Source organism: Chitinophaga tropicalis (assembly GCF_009758205.1).
Classification (GTDB): Bacteria; Bacteroidota; Bacteroidia; order Chitinophagales; family Chitinophagaceae; genus Chitinophaga; species Chitinophaga tropicalis.
In genome coordinates, this window is record NZ_WRXN01000009.1 from 35,621 (window position 1) to 53,050 (window position 17,430).

The following is a 17,430-nucleotide window of genomic DNA, read 5'->3' on the forward strand; positions in this document are numbered from 1 at the left end:
AATATAACGTCTTAGCAATACTGTTCGAACGCATCCACCAGGTTAGCCGCAATCATCTGGGCAGGACGGCCCTCAATCATGTGACGCTCAATAAAGTGAACCAGTTGTCCATCTTTAAACAACGCAATAGCAGGTGAAGACGGAGGATAAGGCAACAGGTGTGTACGGATCTGCTGTACTGCTGCCGTATCAAAACCTGCAAAGCTGGTAGTCAGCCTGTCCGGCTTCTTCTCACTGTGCGCTACGGCCATTAATACACCCGGACGGGCAGAACCTGCAGAACAACCACATACTGAATTGATCATCACCAGGGTAGTACCCTCTTTACTCAGAGTTTCATCTACCTTCTGAGGTGTCAGCAACTCTTCAAAACCATTGTCTGTTAATTCTGCCTTCATTGGCAGTACTAATTCTGCTGGATACATATTAATACAATTTTTTTTGTTCTAAAGTTTTGACAAAGTTAATCAATCGCCCGATAAATAGAAAAACTTGAATGAATATGCCGTTATGACATCTTAAAACAGCCCAAAGAGACATAAAGTCATACCACATTCATCAATTCATAGCAAAATTGCAGTTTTTTTGGCATGGTATCCGGTTTGCTTATACATCATCGTTCAGATTTTAAATTTTAAAACAAACACTAAAAATTATAAACTATGACATTCGTAAAATTCAATCAGGCCCCCGCAGTAAAATCATTTGGCGGTTTAGTAGAAGAGATCTTTAATAATGCCGCTTTCAACAGAGCATGGAAAGATGATTTCCACACCAATGACTTCTTTGGTGCTTATCCCCCGGTAAACATACAGGAAACCAAAGATGCTTACCTGGTAGACCTGCTGGTACCAGGGCTGAATAAAGAAGACTTTAAGATCAGCCTGGAAAACAAAGTATTGACAGTTAGCGCCGAAAAAGCTACTGAAAATAAAGAAGAAGAACAGAAACATATCCGCAGGGAATTTAGTCTCCGTTCATTCAAACGTTCCTTTACCTTAAATGAACATGTGGACGCTGAAAAGATCCAGGCTAAATATGAAAATGGCGTTCTGAAACTCAGCCTCGCCAAAAAAGAGAAAGTACAGGATGCAGCAAAAGCTATTGTGGTTGAATAAAGTGTGATTGAATATAGCTGTATAGTGGAAGTGGGTCCCCCTCATGTTGTATGAGGGGGATTTTTTTTGCCGGAATTACCTCTGACCACTTACATAATTCACACAAAAGTTGAACAACTATCCTGTTTTTATGGAATAATTTGCCATATAACCGTATGGCTTATGCCGCATTTATTAAACAGGATCAATATACTGGCTGTTAAAATTTACAAGAACACTGAAAACTCAGTGATAGGCAATGCTTTACGTATAACTATAGATTCCAGGGAAAGGTGTAAGACCCTGCTTTTATTCGACTATATATTCTTCCATATCCTGTTCCTGGTCCCTAAAACATTGATTTCCCTTTACATACAGAATACAACGGATCTGGTATTAATACCCGCCCTTCTCCTTCTGCTGCTTACCTGCATGCTGATGGTGAAAAATGGTGTTTCGGTAAAAGCCACCAGTGTAACTGTAGCTTTTGTCACCCTGGTCATACCTGTACTATCTTCATTTTACAATAACCAGGATACCTCTCCCAAGTACGCAATGGCCTGGTTGCTCAGTATCCTTTTCTGTTATATTGCCACTAACATCACTGTGACCCTGAGCCTGGGAGCGCTGCTCTGCGGGTACCTCAGTCTTGTGGCATGGATGAAAATAAATCACATAACAGTATACATATCAACAGGTTATACTCCTGAACAGAACCTGCTTTTCTCGCCGGTAATGACAGCTCTTTATATCCTGTTCATGATCAGGGTGTTAGGCGCCCACTACAGGAACATCTTTATATATGAACAGGAAAAGACCCTGCAGAAACAGCGGCAGCATTCCTCCCTGCTCAACCAGCATCTCACCAAACAGTTCATTATACTTAAAGGATTGTCCCGGTCAGGTAAGTCAAAATACCTGGATGGCAATAAAGAGCTACTGGAGGCCTGCCTGGGAGAAATAGAAAAACAATGTGAAAGCGCAATAGATTACCTGGATAACGGGCATCATGTGGATAGTAATGCCAGGGCTGAACATTAATGGTCTTGTCCGCCGGCTACACTTCTGTGTTACTGATACCCGCCGGATGGTAAATACCACTTCAAAAAATTACATCTTTCCGGGTATTTCTGTCTTCTTTTCCCTGAATTACCTTTGATCTATCAGAATAACAATGTCTTATTCTCCTTTTTACACCTGCTGACACCGTCTTTTTTTCCCTGTACACCACCACACGCTATTTATCCCACCGTCTTATTTTCCTTTATGCTTTGATAAGAAACCTATGCCATGAAATTGGCTCTTCTGCATACGGGAGAGCCATTATTTTTTATATAAAAAATAACCCCGCGAAAAATCGCGGGGTGTGTCAGTGGATTACTAACCCATTTTTTTAATAACCCAAAATCTTTAACATACTCTGGGCAGTTTGTTCCTTGGCATACAGCCAGTCTTTCAACTGCCCGTTTTTGTCATATCCTACGATCACATGCTTAGGCGATGGGATCAGGCAATGTTTTATACCACCGTAGCCGCTTAGCTGGTCCTGGTAAGCTCCTGTATGGAAGAACCCTATATACAGAGGCTCATCTGCAGACAGTTTAGGCAGGAACACGGCGTTAATATGTTCTTCTGAAGTATAGAAGTCATAACCGTCGCAGGTCAGTCCTCCCAGGTGCACCTCCTGGTATTCCTGGTCCCATTTATTAATGGGCAGCATCAGGAATTTTTCACCGATGCCCCAGGTGTCAGGCAATGTAGTAATGAAGGAACTGTCTATCATATACCAGTTCTCACGGTCATTCTGCATTTTCTCACCTACCACGCTGTATATTACGGCACCACTTTCGCCTACAGTAAAAGAACCAAACTCAGTATAGATATCCGGTACCGGCACCTTGTTCTTCTTACAAACACTCTTGATATTTGCAACTATCTCATTTACAATATAATTGTAATCATAGTCGAAACCAAGTGAATGTTTTATCGGGAAGCCGCCGCCTATGTTGATACTATCCAGCTCAGGGCAGATCTTCTTCAGCTGACAGTACAGGTTCAGTACCCTGTTAAACTGGCTCCAGTAATAAATATCATCCTTGATACCCTTGTTCATGAAGAAGTGCAGCATTTTCAGCTCAAACTTCTCATTTCCCTTCAGTTTATCAACATAGAACTCCAGTACATCGCGGGAGCGGATACCAAGCCTTGAAGTATAAAAGTCAAAGGTGGGCTCCTCTTCTGCTGCAATACGTAATCCCAGCTTTACTTTATCTTTTATACGGATAAATTTCTGATAATCCTCCAGCTCTTCTTTATTGTCCAGCACCGGGATCACATTCCTGAAACCGGTATTGATCAACCTGGAGATCGCCCTGGTATAAGCCTTTGTCTTATAACCATTACAGATCACGAAAGTGTCCTTGTTGATCTTCTTTCGCTCATACAACTTGGTAATAATATCAATGTCGTAAGCAAAAGAGGTTTCTATGTGTACACCGTGTTTCAGTGTCTCCTCCATTATAAAGGAGAAGTGAGAGCTTTTTGTACAATAGCAGTAATAATAATTACCATCGTACCTGTTCTTCTTAATTGCATCCTGGAACATTTTCTTTGCCTTGTTCACCTGCATCCCTATCTTGGGAAGGTAGGTCAACTTGAAAGGTGTTCCATACTTGTCGATTAACGCCTTGATATTTACATCATTAAACCGCAAGTAGCCATCCTTAACATCAAAACCTTCTTGCGGAAACTCGAAGGTTTGGTTAACGAGATCTGTGTAGGTGCTGTTCATTTAAACCTGTCAAAAATTAAAGGATTAGTAAAAAGCAATCACAACCCTCGCTGGAAAACTCCTGGTTTACACACCTACGTCAGTTCGAAACCCAGCAAAATTGGTTGCAAAGCTAAATATTTTGTCTAATTGCCCGGGCAAAAACTTCCATTTTTTTTTGAATGACTAGACATTAAGATAAAACGTTACATTTCAAGCGACTAACCTCAACTTACATATGATTTTTTAATACTATTTAAGCAATTCCAGACTACGCTTTCCCTCACAGAAAATCAGGTCCAGGATGCTCATATCAGGCAAAAATCCTACCCGTTCCTGGAACACCTGGGTATATTCCGGCAATTTTTCTTTTTCACTGCTGCCGGGAGGGATCAGGGTATCCCTTGCATCAGTAACGCCCCTGCCAGGCTCATATGTTTTCTCGAACTCATCCGTAAAAGTGATAGGGGAGGATATTCCTACTACCTTATTGGCCCATTCCAGGCATGCCAGGTTCCAGTCAATCAGGAAACTGAAAGATCTCTCATATAAACTGCCCAGCTCTTCCTCATAATACTCAAACCAGGGAGAACGACGGTAAGCAGATACCAGTGTTTTCCAGTGCAGGGACTGCCACCTTTCCTCATTGCTGATCCTTACGTCCTTCATGACCGTTCTCTGGTTCTTTCCCTTCGTTAACGGAACACTTAAAAGTATGCTTCCGTTAGGTCCGGCAATGTAACATCTGTTCCTGAAACTAACCTTCTGATAGTGTTCATATCTTTCTATCAATAATATATCGTGGTTAATTAAAGCTTTATAAAAGCTAATACTCGGAAAGTACTGTGATTCAATGAGTAAAGTAGCATTATTTGTACTAACTGCCATATCGTCAAAATTTAGAATCTGATGCGTAAAAAACTATCTTTCAAGTGATTGAAAAGTTTACTTTTAATTACTTAACAATTAATTATAAGTAACTGTAAAACAGTTCATAGAAAAACAAAAAATATGCTATTGATCTTAGCATTTCTGCGTTTAAAGCAAAATTTTAAGCAGACGCAAATTTACTAAACTATTTAGTAGCTTTTTCATTCATTTTCAACAACTTTTAGACTTAAAGTAAAATGTTAAACAGGGCTTCCGGGCCAGGTTAAAACTTTCACAATTCGTCTCTTACCCTTTTGAGATCTCTTCCCTTTCATGTAGGTTTGGCAAAAATTTTTGAATGAAATTTCTCAGACTTAGCATACTCGTTTTTGTAATCTGGGGCATGGCAAGCTCTTGCGAAAAAATGAAAGACCTTGAATTTGTGAGAGTGGCAGGATTTAACGTTGACAACTTCGGATTAACAAAAAGTACTGTAAAGATGACCCTGGCATATTACAATCCGAACAACTTTCAACTGAAACTGAAAGATGCAGACTTCGATCTTTTTCTTAACGATACACAGGTAGGACATTCTATACAGGATACAATGATAGTGATACCGGCAAAAGACACTTTTTATTTTCCGGTCAGACTGGAGGTAAGTATGGAGAATGTGCTCAAAAATGCCTTCGGCGCCTTCGCTAATAAGGAGGTGACCATCAAGGCAACGGGCAATTGTAAAGTCGGTAAGGGAGGTATTTTCCTGCCGTTCCCGATAAAATGCGAAACCAAACAGGCCCTGAATTTCTTCTGATCATAACCATGTAAAAACTAAAAGGCCTCGTTGCATAATGCTAACGAGGCCTTTTTTAATTTCTTTCTGCCAAACAGATCAATGCTTCTTCGGATCCAGATGCCCGCCATCTTCCGGCTTTTTACAATTCTTAGGCAACCTGGCATAAGCTTCTTCATTTGCCGTCACATTATCTGCATCATATCCCAGATTGGCAATGGCCGTTTTCACATTCTCTATATTGGTACGGTCGCTGTAATATTTCACGGTAGTGATCCCTTTTCTGAAATCCACTTTAGATGAAGCTACCCCCTCTTCACGTAACAGGTATCGCTCAATACGCTCTTTACACTGTTCACATTTTGCCGTCGGTGTGCTGATCTTCGCAGTCAGCAACGTAGTCCCCTTTTTGGCCTGGGCCATAGTCATTCCTACACCCACAAATAATAAAGCAATTACAAGTTTAACTATACGCATAATTTACATTTTAACTGATCTAATATAATAATTAGTTATCAACTGATAGTGCTTCAGTACAGAAATTGCTGCGTGCAGCTAAAAATTAAACAGCATTCATTACACCGCCGGCTGTATATTCCATTTATCAGGCGCACTTCTCCACGCTTCCAGCGTAGCCAGGTCAGACTGGGAAACAATCCCCTTTTCTACCGCTACTTCTATCAGCGCTCCATAATTGCTCAGAGAATAAAATTGTACCTGTGCAGCTTCAAACGCTTTCACCGCTACTTCAAATCCGTAGTTGAAAATAGACACCATTCCTATCACTTCCCCACCCGCAGCACGAATAGCGTTCACCGCCTCCAGGCTGCTTTTACCGGTAGAGATCAGATCTTCCACAACCACCACAGGCTGCCCCGGCTGTAATACACCCTCTATCAGGTTGCCCATACCGTGCTCTTTTGCCTTTGCACGCACATAGATGAAAGGCAGTTTCAGCTGGTCAGCCACAAGAGCTCCCAGAGGTATACCACCGGTAGCCACGCCGGCCAGTACAGCCGCATCCGGAAACGTTTCAAATACAACATTACATAACTCCGATTTTACATAATCGCGTATGTAAGGATATGACAATATTTTACGGTTATCGCAGTAAATAGGCGATTTCCAGCCCGAAGCCCATGTAAAAGGCTCTGACGGACGAAGTTTTACTGCCTGTATCTGCAGTAGTTTTTCTGCTACCTGTTTTTCGCTGATCTTACTCATAGGAGGCAAAAATAGTACTTTTGCCTTATGCAAAAAGATACCATTATTTACATTAATGAACATCCGCTGCTGATCTTAGCTACCCATCAGGCCATCCCGGCCAGATACAAAGATGCAGAGCTGTTCACAGAGCCCGGCCAGGATACTATCAGCACTACCCTGCTTGCACTGGAAAAAGGTACTTCTACCGCTGCCATCTTTATTCAGCCGGATACAGAAGCGTTACTGGAAACCGTTAAAAAAAATTTTAAGGTGCACGTAGCCGCCGGCGGACTGATCACCAACCAGCAGGAGGAGATACTGCTGATGTTCCGTCGTGGCAAATGGGACCTTCCGAAAGGCAAACAGGACCCCGGAGAAAATCTTGAAACAACCGCATTAAGGGAAGTAGCCGAAGAAACAGGACTTCATAACGTTGAACTGGAACACAAGATCACAGAAACTTACCATTTCTATGCAGCCAGAAAGGAGAAGATCCTTAAACACACTTACTGGTATAAGATGAAATTTACAGGTACTGAGCTAACAGTGCCCCAGATAGAGGAAGATATCATTGATATTCAGTGGATTAAACCTGAAAATATTAATAAATACCTGCAGTTTTCCTACCAGAACATCATCAACGTCTTTGAACGGGCGGGATACGCAGTATGATCTTATTTCCTGTAATGCCGGGCCATGCGTCCGGCATTATACTTTTTTATCTCTCACTGCCACAGTAAGGCGGCTTATACATACCAGCTTATTATGATCGTCACAGATCCGGATATCCCACACATGTGTGGTAGAACCAATATGCAAGGGCCTGGCCACCGCATGTACATACCCTTCCGTTACCCCTTTCACATGATTGGCATTAATATCCAGTCCCACACAGATCTGCTTCTCCGGATCAATGATCAGCGATGAGCCCACACTTCCCACCGTTTCCGCCAACGCGGCAGACGCTCCCCCATGCAACAGGCCATAAGGCTGTTTGGTACGCTCATTTACAGGCATCATCATCCGCAGGTAGTCAGGACCTATCTCCGTAAACTCCATACCCAGGTAACTGGCCATTGTATTATCGCCGGATTCATTCAGCTGATCGAGGGAAACATCGAGAGAATGCCAGATCGGTTTCATTACTAGTGACTGATTTTAAGTGAAAGATTAAAGGGGCGCCCGGTTCAGGCTTTTTTTATATCCTGCAATACCCGTTGGGGCAGCAGTTGTGACGCATCTCCTCCATAACGTACTACATCACGTACCAGGGAAGATGCCAGGGTAGAATATTGTGGGGTACAGCTCAGGAATATCGTTTCAATATTACTTTCCATCATACGGTTCACATCTGCAATAGCCTTCTCATACTCAAAATCCCCAATAGTACGGATACCTCTTAATATGAAACGGGCATTGATCTCCCTGCAACAGTTAATGGTAAGCCCCTCATAGGAGATCACCTTCACTTTAGGTGTATGACTATAAATATCCCTGATCCACTGCATACGCTGCTCCAGCGGGAACATCGGCATTTTGGAGGAATTGACGCCTATTCCTATCACTATCTCATCAAAAAGGTCCAGTGAGCGGTCAATGACATCTGTATGCCCAAGTGTAATAGGGTCGAATGTGCCGGGAAATAAACAAATACGTTGCATCCTGTTATTTTTTCAGCTCCTCTCTGTTGATAAAAATTGAAAAGATAGTTGTCCCGTAATTACGTTCTGTACGGTAATAAGAATAGTTCTTGTAGTTATTCCGCGGAGTATGCTCCAGTACAAACCATCCCTCCGGCTCCAGCAGTCCCCTTTCAAAAATGATGAGGGGTAACTGGTCGATAGTGGTCAACGCATACGGAGGTCCGGCAAATATGAAGTTGAACTTTTCAGTGCACTGCTCCAGGTATTTGAATACATCCATACGGTGAAGCTTCAGCGGCACTTCCAGCTTTTCAGCTGTTTTTTTAATGAAATCTGCCATGGCAGGGTCTTTCTCCACAATTGTCAGGTCGGTCGTTCCCCTGGAAGCCAGCTCATAGCTGATACTTCCGGTCCCCCCGAAGATATCCAGCGTTTTCAGTGCTGGAAAATCAAGATTATTCTCAAGGATGTTAAACAGTCCCCCTTTGGCAATATCAGTTGTTGGCCGTGTATGCGGCATATTGGCCGGCGGCTGGAACCGCAGTCCTCCCTTCTCTCCTCCGATTATACGCATAAAGCCATTGCATACAGGTTATTGAAATAATATTCCGGCAGCTCTTCCATCTTGCCGATGTACCAGAAACCGGACAAACGTTTCATCCATTCCAGTTTAGGTATGAAACGACGTAATTCTTCATGTATCTGCGAATCTGCCGTAACCGCCCCTCCCACTTTCACTTTCACCTGCTGCTCATCCAGGCCGGCCTGGCGGATAATGTTCACCAGGTGATAAACCACATCCAGTCCTGTCTGACTGGCCACTTCCTGCTGGATCAGCAGTTTACCGAAACGGAAAATGGTCAGGGTGAACTTATTGACCTGGATGTCAATATATGCTATCCCGTTCAGCTCCAGGAAATCATTGTCAAAACGGTAGGCTTTCAGCAATGCGGTATTTACATGGATCAGTTTATCTGAAGAGAACTCCTTCCGCAGGTATCCCATAACATCTTTATCAACCGCATAGATATTCACGATCTGCTGGTCTGTCAGTACATCCGCCAGTATTACTTCCTGGGGTTGCTCCGGGTGGATCACATGCAGGAAGTCCTTTTTCAGCGACGGATTGTAATGCTGTTCAGGCACAAGCGTACTGTTCCCCCCATCAAATGCCAGTTGCACCTGTGCAAAATTGGTATAGAGAAGCTTGTCAGCGTCAAATATCTGTTCTATCATAACCAGGTCTGCCTGCGCGGACTTCTGAGGCTGAAACCTGTATGATTTCAGCGCCAGGAATTTTTTACCGGCAGGATTATACACTACATAGCTGAAAGTACCTCTTCCCACAAGCACAAGCAGGTGGCATGCGGTAAGATCAGTTTCAAGCAGAGAAGCATCATCTGCAGCAAAAGCCGGATGAATATTGTACGTCACAGACATTATTAATTGATTAGATATGGCACAATAATAACCATTTTCCCGGAGAATGATACCAGTTTGATCTTTAGCTACGTACGCCATAAAGAAAAAACCTGCAAAAAGTGATTTTTGCAGGTCCTGTCAGTTACAACCAACTACTCCATATCTTCCAGCATCTTCTTACACTCTGCCTTAATACCCGGATCATCCTGGAAAACAGGACGCAGGCTAACCGCCTTCCTCAGCACCTCTATCGCTTTATCCTGCTCCTCATGCTCTTTATATGCCTTTGCCAGTTCCAGGTAGTTCAGCAGGAAAGAAGGGTCCAGCTTACGGCACCTCTCATAATTAGCAATAGCACTATCCAGCGATCCCTCCGGTATCCCGCCAAAAAGCATTTTCGCCGCAGCTCTCTCCAGGGCATTCATATTAGCCACTTCATAATTCCATTTCCCCAGCACATGCCATGCCCTGGCATATTTAGGATTGAATTTAAGCGCCAGTTCAGCATATTTCTTCACCTCCTTACTAGCAGCTACTTTCTCCTTCGCTCCTGCCACCATAGCAGCACGCCCCATAGCCACGGCCATTACATAATTGGCATCTGCATTTTCCGGGGCCAGCTTTATAGCCTGTTCAGCATATGCTTTGGCATCGCTGTAAGAACGGTTCCTTTCCTCCTTGTCTTTCTGCCGGTAACCTTCACGGGCACTGAGCTCGCTGGCGCCCGTCAGCGCTGCAAGGTTGTCAGGTTGTATTTTAAGTGCGTCTTTGAAACTTGTAAGTGCAGCACTCTCCTTCATTTGTTTTTCCTGCTGATGGGCTTGCTCAATCAGGTCTTCTGCAGTCTGGGAATATGAAATGCCGGAAAATAAGAGTAAAGCTGCAGCTAAAAGTACCTTACTTAACATAGGATGGAATTTTTCATATATGAGATAACAACTAAATTTAAAGATTTCTGTCAGAAATACCTATAACACGAAAAGAACAATCTGTTGAACGGTTGCTATTCCATTCAAAAGGCATTTTTTCTTAATAAGAGACCTTTCTAGTAGTTTTTCTCGAGAGAAACTATAGAATTACGTACGGAAGCGCCCATTGGAGGGTTCATTTTGCGAAGGGAAACAACAGAACGTTGTATTTCGGGATATTTATGCTTGATGGCATCGCTCATGCTGTATACAACCTGCTCCAGCAACGGCTGTGGTATAGCCATGATCTTCTTTACGATATTATACAGTCCCTGGTAGTTAACTGTTTCGGATATACTATCTACAGGATGGGTGCCTGGAATGGTTACATGTACATCCACTATAAATTCATTTCCTATAATAGCTTCTTCCGGGTACAAACCATGGAAAGCGTGAAAGTGTACTTCTTCTAGCCCGATCGTTAACATGAGAGATTCGTTAAAATACACAGGGACAATGAAGTGATCAATGTCCCTGTGTTACCAGTTTTTTTATTGATGTTCTTTGGCAGACAGGTAACGTTCTGCATCCAGTGCGGCCATACACCCGCTGCCGGCTGCTGTTACCGCCTGACGGTAGATCTTGTCCTGTACGTCGCCGCAGGCAAAAACCCCTTCCAGGTTGGTACGGGAAGAACCGGGTATAGTTTTGATATATCCCTGCTCATCCAGTTCCAGGTAGTTCTTAAAGATGTCAGAGTTAGGCTGGTGACCGATAGCTACAAAGAATGCGCTCACCGGAACAACAGTTTCCTCCTGTTTACGGGTATTCAGCAGCTTTACTGCTTCTACCTTGTTATCTCCCAGTACTTCCTGTGTTTCAGTATCCCAGTAAACAATGATATTGGAAGTTTTCAGTACACGGTCCTGCATTACCTTGGAAGCGCGCATTTCATGACGGCGTACTATCATATGCACGTTAGTACACATTTTAGAAAGATACAACGCCTCTTCAGCAGCAGTATCGCCCGCACCAACAATAGCTACTTCCTTACCACGGAAGAAAAACCCGTCACACACTGCGCATGCGGAAACACCGCTGCCATTCAGTCTTTGCTCTGACGGTAATCCCAGCCATTTGGCTGAAGCGCCGGTAGCAATGATCACAGCATCTGCCGTGATCAGTTTCGTTTCATCTATGGTAATTTTATACGGCTGACTGCTGAAATCCACCGATGTTGCCAGTCCGAAACGTATATCCGCACCCATACGGGCCGCCTGTTTTTCGAAATCCACCATCATTTCCGGCCCCTGCACGCCTTCCGGATATCCCGGATAGTTCTCTACCTCTGTAGTGATCGTAAGCTGACCACCAGGCTGAATGCCCTGGTATAACACCGGTTTAAGGTTAGCCCTTGCTGCATAGATGGCCGCTGTATAACCTGCCGGCCCGGAACCTATGATCAATAAATGTACATGCTCATGCTGTTGGTTAGTTTCCATACTTGCTATGTAAAATTAATGAAGGTATAAAGCTCGCTATGAATTGACAATGAGAAGAGGTCTTCTAAAATTCATATGACGTGCAAAAATACACTTCCCTATAAAATAAAAAACACCGGCTATAAAATATACAGCCGGTGCGTCTATAGACATTATAGATTTCAGATTTGAATACAGCTGCAGGTAAAACCGGCACCTGTTTCTCTTCATCCTACCCTGGTTATTAACCCAGGTAAGATTTTAATGCGCCGCTGTAGCGGGCTTTTTGCAGCCTTTTAATGGCGCGTTCCTTGATTTGACGAATCCTCTCCTTGGTCAGATCATATTTCTGACCTATCTGTTCGATCGTTGCTCCATTCTCTCCATCCAGACCAAAATACGCGTTTACTATTTCCGCTTCGCGGGGGCTGAGTGATTTCAGCACACGGCGGATCTCCTCACGCAATGAATCACGCATCACATCATCATCAGTGATATCGCCACCTTCCAGCAGATCGCCCATTGCTACGTCTTCAGCTTCATGTACAGGAGCGTCGAGAGACATGTGACGGGTATTGCTCTGGAAAATATTGTTGATCTCTGATTCAGACATTTCCAGGATCTCAGCTAACTCTTCGGTAGAAGGTTCTCTTTCATTTTCCTGCTCGAAAGCCATATAGGCCTTGTTCGCTTTATTGTAAGTGCCGATTTTATTCTGCGGAAGACGAACCAGACGGCCCTGTTCTGCCAAAGCCTGCAAAATGGACTGGCGAATCCACCATACGGCGTAAGAAATGAATTTGAACCCTTTCGTTTCATCGAAACGCTGCGCAGCCTTAATCAAGCCAAGATTGCCCTCATTAATGAGGTCGCTGAGGCTAAGCCCCTGGTGCTGATATTGCTTTGCAACAGATACTACGAAACGAAGGTTGCCTGTAGTTAAACGTTCAAGAGCCTTCTGGTCACCCATTTTAATGCGTTGCGCCAGTACGGTCTCTTCCTCAGGTGTTAACAAAGGGATCTTTGAAATTTCCTGCAGGTATTTTTCTACCGCCTGCGAATCACGGTTTGTGATCTGGGTGGCAATTTTAAGTTGCCTCATATTGAAAGTTTATTAGTTTATATAATTAAATAACATCAAAAGAATTTTTTTGTTGAGATACATTAAATAATTATCTTACAACCTATTCCACTCTTCCAATATTATCGTTTTAACAAATTAGCCTGCAAAGATCGTGCTAATCCCCCACATTGCCAAATTCTTCCAAAGCTTCCCTTTGCTATAACAAAGTACTCTATATAAACGAAATTTAATAACCCTTTATTAGGTATTTTTGCTCCTTTAATTAAATTTTAACAATTGATAAATAATCATATTCAAATTAACAACTTCACTAATTTATTATTCAATACATTGCAAATTCTTTAAGAATGACGATCGATTTCAGGAGTGATACCTTTACCCGGCCAACACCCGCTATGCTCCGCGCTATGACCGCAGCCAACGTAGGAGATGACGTATACGGAGAAGACCCAAGTGTGAATCAGCTCGAAGCCATGATGGCAGATTATTTTGGCAAAGAGGCAGCCATGTTCTGCCCTTCCGGCACTATGAGCAACCAGGTTGCTATTAAAGTACATACGCAACCGGGCGACGAAGTGATCTGCAGTAACCTCGCACATGTATACATATACGAAGGAGGCGGCATCGCCTTCAACGCCGGCGCCCAGGTACGCGCACTGGAAGGAGACCGTGGCATGATCACCGCATCACAGATAGCAGCTGCCATCAATCCTGACGATGTACATAAAGCCACTACCCGGCTGGTTTGCCTTGAAAATACCTCCAACCGCGGAGGTGGCTGCTGCTATGACGTTGAAGAAATAGCACACATCAGGGAAGTCTGCCTTGAAAATGACCTGGAACTCCACCTGGACGGGGCAAGACTGTTCAACGCCCTCGTAGCTACCGGGGAAGATCCAAGAACCTTTGGGGAGCTCTTCGACAGCATCTCCGTATGCCTAAACAAAGGAATGGGATGCCCCATGGGATCCGTCCTGCTTGGCAGCCACCCCTTCATCAGATCTGCCCGACGCATTCGTAAAAAATTAGGCGGCGGCCTGCGCCAGGCCGGCTTCATGGCCGCCACCGGCATCTACGCGATGGAACATCACATTGCCAGATTGGCAGAAGATCACCGCCACGCTAAACTGCTTGCTAATGCTTTGTTGCAGAAGACCTTCGTTGGGCACATGCTGCCCGTAGAAACCAACATCATAATATTTGATATACAGGGAGAATGGAACGCACGCCTCTTCACAGATTACCTGAAAAATGAAGGCATCCTCGTCACTCCCATCTCTGAACACCAGGTACGTATGGTCACTCACCTGGACGTTACCACAGAAATGATTGAAAGGACCGCCGCCGTGATTGCTGAAATAGAATAGTAATCTCTCAAAGCCGCGCGCAGCACAAAAAATCTCTGCAAAAAGTTGGGTTTTGCCTTCGGCAAAACCCAACTTTTTGCGCAACCATCCCGGTTATTCTCTTATTTTTGCAGACTTATATAAATGATATATCGCAAGCATGGAACTTTCTAAAAATTACACGCCTGCTGCTGTTGAAGGCAAATGGTACCAGCATTGGATGGACAAAGGCTATTTCCGTAGCAAACCGGATAACCGCCCCCCCTTTACCATTGTTATCCCACCACCCAACGTCACAGGCGTACTGCATATGGGCCATACCCTGAACGAAACAGTACAGGATATACTGATACGCCGCGCCCGTATGAGCGGTTACAACACCTGCTGGGTACCGGGCTCAGACCATGCTTCCATCGCCACCGAAGCAAAAGTGGTGAACATGCTCAAAACCGAAAAAGGCATAGAAAAATCCCAGCTCACCAGGGAAGAGTTCCTCAAACACGCTTTTGAATGGAAAGAGAAATACGGCGGCATCATCTACAGCCAGATCAAAAAACTGGGATGCTCCTGCGATTGGGACAGGGTAACCTTTACCATGGACGACCACTATTACAAAGCCGTTATCAAAGTATTCACAGATCTCTATAATAAAGGGCTGATCTACCGCGGCGCACGCATGATCAACTGGGACCCGAAAGCTAAAACTGCATTGAGCGATGAAGAGGTGCAGTATAAAGACCTGCAGGGTAAACTCTACCACGTTCAATACGCCATTGCCGATCCCAGTGGCGAACCTACCGGCCAGTTCATCACCATCGCCACACAACGCCCTGAAACCATCATGGGCGATACCGCTATCTGCGTAAACCCGGAAGACGACAGGTATAAACACCTGGCAGGCTACTTCGCCATCGTTCCGCTGGTAAACCGGCGTGTGCCCATCATCTTCGATACCTACGTGGATAAAGAATTTGGTACAGGCGCCCTGAAAGTAACACCTGCACACGATATCAATGACTACAACCTGGGCCTGAAACATAACCTGGAAGTTATAGACACCCTCAACGACGACGGTACCCTCAGCGCCGCTGCAGGCGTATTCATCGGGGAAGACCGCTTCGTTGCACGTAAAAAAGTAATAGCCACCCTTCATGAACACGGACTGCTGATAAAAGAGCAGGAATACACTACCCGCCTGGGTTACAGCGAACGTAATCCCGACACCGTAGTAGAACCGCGTATCAGTACCCAATGGTTCGTGAAAATGGCAGAACTGACAAAACCGGCACTGGACGCAGTTGTAAACGGAGATGTGAACATCCACCCTGGCGATCGCTTCCTCGCTACCTATAAATACTGGATGGAGAACGTAAAGGACTGGTGTATTTCCCGCCAGCTCTGGTGGGGCCAGCAGATCCCTGCTTACTACGCTCCGGATGGCACATTCGAAGTAGCCAACAGTATAGAAGAAGCTATCGCACAGTTCAAAGCCAAAGGCGCAGATTATAAAGCGTCAGACCTCCGCCAGGACGAAGACTGCCTCGATACCTGGTTCTCCTCCTGGCTCTGGCCCATGGAAGTGTTCAACGGCATCTCCCAGCCAGATAACGAAGAGATCAAATATTACTACCCTACCAACGTACTGGTAACCGGTCAGGATATCATCTTCTTCTGGGTTGCCCGAATGATCATGGCCGGCCTGGAATACAAACATGAAAAACCATTCAGCGACGTATACTTTACCGGTATGGTAAGGGATAAACTGGGCCGCAAAATGAGTAAGCAGCTGGGCAACTCCCCTGACCTGCTGGAACTGATAGACCGCTTCGGCGCAGACGCCGTTCGCTTCGGTATCATGATCTCCTCTCCCGCCGGTAACGACCTCCTGTTTGACGATGCCAGCTGCGAACAGGGACGTAACTTCTGTAACAAGATCTGGAACGCCCTGAAACTGGTAAAAATGTGGGAAGACCGCGTGGCGCCAGGCACCAATGCCGGTAACGACCACTTCGCCATTCAATGGTTTGAAAGCAGGTTGAACGAAGTACAGCAACAGGTGGCAGAGCTCTTTAAAGACTTCAAACTGAGCGAAGCCCTGAAGATCATCTATAGCCTGGTATGGGACGACTTCTGCAGCTGGTACCTGGAATGGGTGAAACCCGGCTTCGAACAACCGGTAGATGCCGCCATCTATTCAAAGACCGTTTACTTCTTTGAACAGCTCATGCAGTTACTGCACCCCTTCATGCCTTTTGCTACGGAAGAGATCTACCAGCAGCTGCAAAACCGCACTGCCGGCGATGACCTGATCGTAAAACAATACACCGCTCCTGCCACTCCGGATGCCTCCATCCTGGTACAGGGCGCCCTGGCTAAAGAAGTGATCAGCGGAATCCGCGATGCACGTAACAAACACCAGATCAAACCAAAAGATCAGATAGCCCTGCATATTGATACCACACAGGAAAACACCTTCAAACAGATTGAAGAAATGCTGGCAAAACAGGTGAACGCAAAATCCATCGCCTACACCAAAACCGCCATCCCTAACTGTATCAACATGGTAGTGCAGAAAGACAAGTTCTACCTCGAAACAGAGACAGAACTGGACCCTGCCGCACAGAAAGAACAGCTGGAAAAAGACCTGGTATACCTGCAGGGATTCCTGGTTTCGGTAGAAAAGAAACTGAGCAACGAACGCTTTGTACAGAATGCCAAACCGGAAGTGGTTGACGCAGAACGGAAAAAGAAGGAAGATGCCGAGGCTAAAATAGCCGCTATAACGGAAAGTTTAAAAACATTATAATTTT

The 17,430-nt window shown here is 44.6% G+C and carries 19 protein-coding genes; 6 read left to right on the forward strand and 13 right to left on the reverse strand.

Annotated elements, in window-relative coordinates:
* Window positions 1-11: 11 nt before the first annotated feature.
* Window positions 12-425 (reverse strand): BrxA/BrxB family bacilliredoxin, encoded by a 414-nt coding sequence (locus tag GO493_RS19300; RefSeq protein WP_157307873.1) that lies wholly within the window; start codon window positions 423-425, stop codon window positions 12-14.
* A gap of 237 nt (window positions 426-662) precedes the next feature.
* Here GO493_RS19300 and GO493_RS19305 point away from each other — a divergent pair, with 237 nt between their 5' ends.
* Together GO493_RS19305 and GO493_RS19310 are read left to right on the forward strand one after the other, a co-directional pair.
* Complete coding sequence (locus tag GO493_RS19305; protein WP_157307874.1) at window positions 663-1,118, forward strand: Hsp20/alpha crystallin family protein; 456 nt, start codon at window positions 663-665, stop codon at window positions 1,116-1,118.
* A gap of 162 nt (window positions 1,119-1,280) precedes the next feature.
* Entirely contained in the window at window positions 1,281-2,138 is an 858-nt protein-coding gene (locus GO493_RS19310) for a hypothetical protein (protein WP_157307875.1), read from the forward strand.
* A gap of 352 nt (window positions 2,139-2,490) precedes the next feature.
* Here GO493_RS19310 and GO493_RS19315 read toward each other — a convergent pair whose 3' ends face one another.
* Together GO493_RS19315 and GO493_RS19320 are read right to left on the reverse strand one after the other, a co-directional pair.
* Window positions 2,491-3,888 (reverse strand): type III PLP-dependent enzyme domain-containing protein, encoded by a 1,398-nt coding sequence (locus GO493_RS19315; RefSeq protein WP_157307876.1) that lies wholly within the window; start codon window positions 3,886-3,888, stop codon window positions 2,491-2,493.
* 231 nt (window positions 3,889-4,119) lie between these two features.
* Entirely contained in the window at window positions 4,120-4,755 is a 636-nt protein-coding gene (locus GO493_RS19320) for a WbqC family protein (protein ID WP_157307877.1), read from the reverse strand.
* A 340-nt stretch (window positions 4,756-5,095) separates the two neighbouring features.
* On the opposite strand from GO493_RS19320, the gene GO493_RS19325 reads away from it, so the two are divergent.
* Complete coding sequence (locus GO493_RS19325) at window positions 5,096-5,551, forward strand: LEA type 2 family protein (RefSeq protein WP_157307878.1); 456 nt, start codon at window positions 5,096-5,098, stop codon at window positions 5,549-5,551.
* Between the two features lie 78 nt (window positions 5,552-5,629).
* Here GO493_RS19325 and GO493_RS19330 read toward each other — a convergent pair whose 3' ends face one another.
* Together GO493_RS19330 and pyrE are read right to left on the reverse strand one after the other, a co-directional pair.
* The gene (locus GO493_RS19330) at window positions 5,630-6,007 is read right to left on the reverse strand and encodes a heavy-metal-associated domain-containing protein (protein WP_157307879.1); all 378 of its coding nucleotides are present in this window, start codon (window positions 6,005-6,007) and stop codon (window positions 5,630-5,632) included.
* Between the two features lie 99 nt (window positions 6,008-6,106).
* Window positions 6,107-6,754 (reverse strand): orotate phosphoribosyltransferase, encoded by a 648-nt coding sequence (pyrE, locus tag GO493_RS19335; RefSeq protein ID WP_157307880.1) that lies wholly within the window; start codon window positions 6,752-6,754, stop codon window positions 6,107-6,109.
* Between the two features lie 27 nt (window positions 6,755-6,781).
* Here pyrE and GO493_RS19340 point away from each other — a divergent pair, with 27 nt between their 5' ends.
* Window positions 6,782-7,408, forward strand: a complete 627-nt coding sequence (locus GO493_RS19340) for an NUDIX hydrolase (RefSeq protein WP_157307881.1) — start codon at window positions 6,782-6,784, stop codon at window positions 7,406-7,408.
* A 36-nt stretch (window positions 7,409-7,444) separates the two neighbouring features.
* On the opposite strand, the gene GO493_RS19345 is transcribed toward GO493_RS19340, so the two are convergent.
* The 8 genes from GO493_RS19345 to GO493_RS19380 all read right to left on the reverse strand — a co-directional run bounded on the left by GO493_RS19345 (window position 7,445) and on the right by GO493_RS19380 (window position 13,292).
* Window positions 7,445-7,879 (reverse strand): hotdog fold thioesterase, encoded by a 435-nt coding sequence (locus GO493_RS19345; RefSeq protein ID WP_157307882.1) that lies wholly within the window; start codon window positions 7,877-7,879, stop codon window positions 7,445-7,447.
* Between the two features lie 44 nt (window positions 7,880-7,923).
* On the reverse strand, window positions 7,924-8,397 hold the full coding sequence (gene coaD, locus GO493_RS19350; RefSeq protein ID WP_157307883.1) for a pantetheine-phosphate adenylyltransferase: 474 nt from the start codon (window positions 8,395-8,397) through the stop codon (window positions 7,924-7,926).
* A gap of 4 nt (window positions 8,398-8,401) precedes the next feature.
* Window positions 8,402-8,953, reverse strand: a complete 552-nt coding sequence (locus GO493_RS19355; protein ID WP_157307884.1) for an RsmD family RNA methyltransferase — start codon at window positions 8,951-8,953, stop codon at window positions 8,402-8,404.
* Window positions 8,944-9,819 carry a DUF3822 family protein gene (locus GO493_RS19360; protein ID WP_157307885.1) on the reverse strand — a complete coding sequence of 292 codons (876 nt, stop codon included), beginning with the start codon at window positions 9,817-9,819 and terminating at the stop codon, window positions 8,944-8,946. The genes GO493_RS19355 and GO493_RS19360 overlap by 10 nt, the downstream gene beginning before the upstream one ends.
* A 134-nt stretch (window positions 9,820-9,953) precedes the next feature.
* On the reverse strand, window positions 9,954-10,709 hold the full coding sequence (locus tag GO493_RS19365; protein ID WP_157307886.1) for a tetratricopeptide repeat protein: 756 nt from the start codon (window positions 10,707-10,709) through the stop codon (window positions 9,954-9,956).
* Window positions 10,710-10,846: 137 nt separating this feature from the next.
* A complete protein-coding gene (locus GO493_RS19370) occupies window positions 10,847-11,197 on the reverse strand; it encodes a dihydroneopterin aldolase (RefSeq protein ID WP_157307887.1) in 351 nt (116 codons plus the stop codon).
* 63 nt (window positions 11,198-11,260) lie between these two features.
* On the reverse strand, window positions 11,261-12,211 hold the full coding sequence (trxB, locus tag GO493_RS19375; RefSeq protein WP_157307888.1) for a thioredoxin-disulfide reductase: 951 nt from the start codon (window positions 12,209-12,211) through the stop codon (window positions 11,261-11,263).
* A gap of 223 nt (window positions 12,212-12,434) precedes the next feature.
* Window positions 12,435-13,292 (reverse strand): sigma-70 family RNA polymerase sigma factor, encoded by an 858-nt coding sequence (locus tag GO493_RS19380; protein WP_012793808.1) that lies wholly within the window; start codon window positions 13,290-13,292, stop codon window positions 12,435-12,437.
* A 329-nt stretch (window positions 13,293-13,621) separates the two neighbouring features.
* Between GO493_RS19380 and GO493_RS19385 the strand changes: the two genes are divergently transcribed.
* Window positions 13,622-14,641, forward strand: coding sequence for a threonine aldolase family protein (locus GO493_RS19385; protein ID WP_157307889.1), 1,020 nt, complete (start codon window positions 13,622-13,624; stop codon window positions 14,639-14,641).
* Window positions 14,642-14,780: 139 nt separating this feature from the next.
* Window positions 14,781-17,426, forward strand: a complete 2,646-nt coding sequence (locus GO493_RS19390) for a valine--tRNA ligase (RefSeq protein WP_157307890.1) — start codon at window positions 14,781-14,783, stop codon at window positions 17,424-17,426.
* The last annotated feature ends 4 nt before the right edge of the window (window positions 17,427-17,430 follow it).

What these genes read in the sequence shown, in the direction of transcription:
- GO493_RS19345 (WP_157307882.1), bottom strand. Translation starts at nt 7,879, where the DNA reads ATGAAACCGATCTGGCATTCTCTCGATGTTTCCCTCGATCAGCTGAAT.
- coaD (WP_157307883.1), bottom strand. Translation starts at nt 8,397, where the DNA reads ATGCAACGTATTTGTTTATTTCCCGGCACATTCGACCCTATTACACTT.
- GO493_RS19340 (WP_157307881.1), top strand. Translation starts at nt 6,782, where the DNA reads ATGCAAAAAGATACCATTATTTACATTAATGAACATCCGCTGCTGATC.
- GO493_RS19305 (WP_157307874.1), top strand. Translation starts at nt 663, where the DNA reads ATGACATTCGTAAAATTCAATCAGGCCCCCGCAGTAAAATCATTTGGC.
- GO493_RS19315 (WP_157307876.1), bottom strand. Translation starts at nt 3,888, where the DNA reads ATGAACAGCACCTACACAGATCTCGTTAACCAAACCTTCGAGTTTCCG.
- GO493_RS19380 (WP_012793808.1), bottom strand. Translation starts at nt 13,292, where the DNA reads ATGAGGCAACTTAAAATTGCCACCCAGATCACAAACCGTGATTCGCAG.
- GO493_RS19320 (WP_157307877.1), bottom strand. Translation starts at nt 4,755, where the DNA reads ATGGCAGTTAGTACAAATAATGCTACTTTACTCATTGAATCACAGTAC.
- GO493_RS19390 (WP_157307890.1), top strand. Translation starts at nt 14,781, where the DNA reads ATGGAACTTTCTAAAAATTACACGCCTGCTGCTGTTGAAGGCAAATGG.
- GO493_RS19325 (WP_157307878.1), top strand. Translation starts at nt 5,096, where the DNA reads ATGAAATTTCTCAGACTTAGCATACTCGTTTTTGTAATCTGGGGCATG.
- GO493_RS19385 (WP_157307889.1), top strand. Translation starts at nt 13,622, where the DNA reads ATGACGATCGATTTCAGGAGTGATACCTTTACCCGGCCAACACCCGCT.
- pyrE (WP_157307880.1), bottom strand. Translation starts at nt 6,754, where the DNA reads ATGAGTAAGATCAGCGAAAAACAGGTAGCAGAAAAACTACTGCAGATA.
- trxB (WP_157307888.1), bottom strand. Translation starts at nt 12,211, where the DNA reads ATGGAAACTAACCAACAGCATGAGCATGTACATTTATTGATCATAGGT.
- GO493_RS19360 (WP_157307885.1), bottom strand. Translation starts at nt 9,819, where the DNA reads ATGTCTGTGACGTACAATATTCATCCGGCTTTTGCTGCAGATGATGCT.
- GO493_RS19330 (WP_157307879.1), bottom strand. Translation starts at nt 6,007, where the DNA reads ATGCGTATAGTTAAACTTGTAATTGCTTTATTATTTGTGGGTGTAGGA.
- GO493_RS19355 (WP_157307884.1), bottom strand. Translation starts at nt 8,953, where the DNA reads ATGCGTATAATCGGAGGAGAGAAGGGAGGACTGCGGTTCCAGCCGCCG.
- GO493_RS19370 (WP_157307887.1), bottom strand. Translation starts at nt 11,197, where the DNA reads ATGTTAACGATCGGGCTAGAAGAAGTACACTTTCACGCTTTCCATGGT.
- GO493_RS19365 (WP_157307886.1), bottom strand. Translation starts at nt 10,709, where the DNA reads ATGTTAAGTAAGGTACTTTTAGCTGCAGCTTTACTCTTATTTTCCGGC.
- GO493_RS19310 (WP_157307875.1), top strand. Translation starts at nt 1,281, where the DNA reads ATGCCGCATTTATTAAACAGGATCAATATACTGGCTGTTAAAATTTAC.
- GO493_RS19300 (WP_157307873.1), bottom strand. Translation starts at nt 425, where the DNA reads ATGTATCCAGCAGAATTAGTACTGCCAATGAAGGCAGAATTAACAGAC.